Origin of the sequence: Vibrio sp. D420a (genome assembly GCF_030248625.1) — a bacterium.
Classification (GTDB): domain Bacteria; phylum Pseudomonadota; class Gammaproteobacteria; order Enterobacterales; family Vibrionaceae; genus Vibrio; species Vibrio fortis_A.
On record NZ_JAHGAN010000104.1, the window covers coordinates 1 to 2,559 of the forward strand.

3 protein-coding genes and 1 pseudogene are annotated in these 2,559 nt (G+C 43.8%); 1 reads left to right on the top strand and 3 read right to left on the bottom strand.

The features are described from left to right. Window positions 1-695 (bottom strand): phosphate ABC transporter substrate-binding protein (locus KI743_RS24530; protein WP_285468599.1); only part of this gene is annotated, 695 nt, incomplete at its 3' end. A gap of 214 nt (window positions 696-909) precedes the next feature. On the opposite strand from KI743_RS24530, the gene KI743_RS24535 reads away from it, so the two are divergent. After that, window positions 910-1,272 (top strand): DUF3024 domain-containing protein, encoded by a 363-nt coding sequence (locus KI743_RS24535; protein WP_150870085.1) that lies wholly within the window; start codon window positions 910-912, stop codon window positions 1,270-1,272. Window positions 1,273-1,310: 38 nt separating this feature from the next. Here KI743_RS24535 and KI743_RS24540 read toward each other — a convergent pair whose 3' ends face one another. Continuing rightward, entirely contained in the window at window positions 1,311-2,150 is an 840-nt protein-coding gene (locus KI743_RS24540; RefSeq protein ID WP_285468602.1) for an AraC family transcriptional regulator, read from the bottom strand. A 172-nt stretch (window positions 2,151-2,322) separates the two neighbouring features. Beyond that, a pseudogene (locus KI743_RS24545) lies at window positions 2,323-2,559 on the bottom strand (exoribonuclease II); the annotation flags it as partial.

A 2,559-nucleotide genomic window follows, 5' to 3' on the forward strand; every position in this document is an offset into this window, starting at 1 on the left:
GGACGAGCCAATTCGTAACTGTGATTGGCGATGTTTTTAGAGCTTGGCTCCACGCCATTAAACGAGATTGCTTTGATTGAGCGGTCTATCGAACCCACCGACACAAATCCAATCGCGTGTGGGTTGTGATTGACGATGGTTTTAACCATGCTGTTGCTGTTTACAACCAAGTTGTTTGGGTTGATATCTGAAACCATGCGGTCGTTGATGATTCTAGTCAGGCCCATTAGGCTTTCAAAACTGTAACGAGAGCCAGAAGACGCTTCACGGGTAACCACTGCGATTGGTTGATCTGCACCACCAATCTCTTTCCAGTTCGTGACTTTACCCTTGTAGATATTGAATAACTGCTCGCGAGTGATGTTAGTCAGTCCGTTTGAGCGGTTCACGACAACAGCCAAGCCATCGTATGCGATAGGTTTAACGGCTAAGTCATCCGTTTGCTCTTGGTCGGTCAAACGACGAGAGCTCATCCCAAGGTCTGTAACGCCTTTGTTCACCATAGTGATACCAGCCGTTGAGCCTATGCCTTGAACAGCGATGTAATTGTCAGCGTGAGTTTTATTGTACTCTTCAGCCAACACATCCATAACACGAGCGACAGAGGTCGAGCCTGAAATTGTGGTTTCTTGCGCCAGAACGGTTTGAGAAGATAAAGCTAGTGATAAAAGAGAGGCAAGAGCGACTCGTAACATATACAACTCCTATTAGATTATATTTGCCGCCTATCATATGTAGCTAATATGACATTTTTGTGAAACTCCATGCGGTTGAATTATGGCAGTTTGGTTCACATTTCATAAATGCCTGCTCACATTTCATAAAGTCTTGTTCGCTAAACGAAGAGTTCAGTTCTAAGCTCTAGTTAGGATTGTTCGCCAGACGAATTGGTGTCAAGGAGGGAAGTGGATGTCGGTAGTACAAATAGAGCTTAGTCGACTTCTACATGGTGCTGAAAAGCTATGCACTTCACGCAATCAAAGTTTGCCCGTTGAGTTAGGAAAATCGCTCTTTGAAGAGTGCGAGGGCGGTGTTGTTTTTTCGAAAGCTCACTATCTATTAGACTCATCCCATAGCGACTATACAGATGATGTAGCACGCGTCGTGTTTAACTCCAGCGATTCTACATGGCTGGTTGAAGTACCCTTAGATGAAGGAGCGCAAGGCGATTCGGTTCTCTGGGGTCCTTACCCTTATCTATCTCGTTCAAAGGATTTGGAATTAATTCTCCACGAAATAGAAAAAGACCCAAAAACTTACTTTTGGGTCTGATCGTTTAAAGCATATTTTTAAAGTCTTTTTATCGCGACTTATCTTGCCTTGATTTCAACGCCCGTGCTCATTGCGTGACTTTGTGCAATCAGTGCGCGGAAGTCTTTCGGTGTTTTTCCGTGATAGGTTTTAAATGCGGTACTGAAGTGTGCGGCACTTTTGAAGCCGGATTCGTAGGCGATCTGCGTGATCGATTTGGTTGATGTTCGCAATTGCGTCGCAGCATGAGCAATTCGCTTAATCTTTAATAGATTTGAAAATGAGAGATCTTCTGCAGACAAGCGTCGCTTCAAGGTCGCAGGAGACATGCCCATATAGCTTGCCAACGTATCAAGAGAGATGTTGTTCTCGATGTTTTGCTCAATGTAGTTAATTACCTTCTGCGTCACTGTCAGCTTTGATGCTCTGCCAATTACAGCGAGCAGTGAAGGGTGTGCTTCGACCATCAACGAGAGCAGTGCTAGGCTCAACTGGGTGACTGCGTAGTCATTTTGAGTCGGTGCACTAGCCAGTGTTAAGAGCATCTCTTTGAGTTGGTCTAAGTTACGGTCTTCGGCGTTGAACTTGAGGTATTTCTCGGGTGGTCTTACTGATTCGAGGTCACCAAATTGATTGATGAATTTTTGAAAAATAGAAAGGTCGAAATCTAAACAGATGGCGTTGAACTCGCCTTGTTCGGTATGGACTGAAACGTCTTGTATTTCACCTGAATTGTAGAGTGCAAATTCACCAGCTTGGAGAGAGGCTTGAGTGCCATCGGGTAATGCAAAAGAGATACTGCCTTGACGAACGATAAAGATACCATTTCTCGAGGCGGGGTACCGTTCCCGTTTCCTGGGGGTGAAATTTCTAAATTGAGTGACATTGATTGATGGCATACACACTTCTTTGACGTTCTGATTGCTTAAATGCTTCCTCACTGAACCTAATATGCATTAAGTTACTTAGTGTTATATAGCAATAATAGCTTGTTTTGTTGTTATTTTTAGCGAGACGGCAATAAAAAAGGCGCCAATTATTAGCGCCTTTAGAAGAGTTGTTCAATAAGGATTAGCTCGCTTGTTCGCTTGCTTCTTCCTCTTTGCTTGGTTGATCTGCAAAGACTTGAGTTGGCTTAGCGACTAAGCTGCGGTTTTCTTGGTTAACCTCAGAGAGAACGACTTCTAATACGTCTCCCAGTCTGTATACCATTTCTTTATCGATAGATACAGTGCCCATATCACCATTGCACTCAATTCTTTCTTTATTATCAAGAATGAGAGAGCCAGGGATAAATGCAGCAGCACC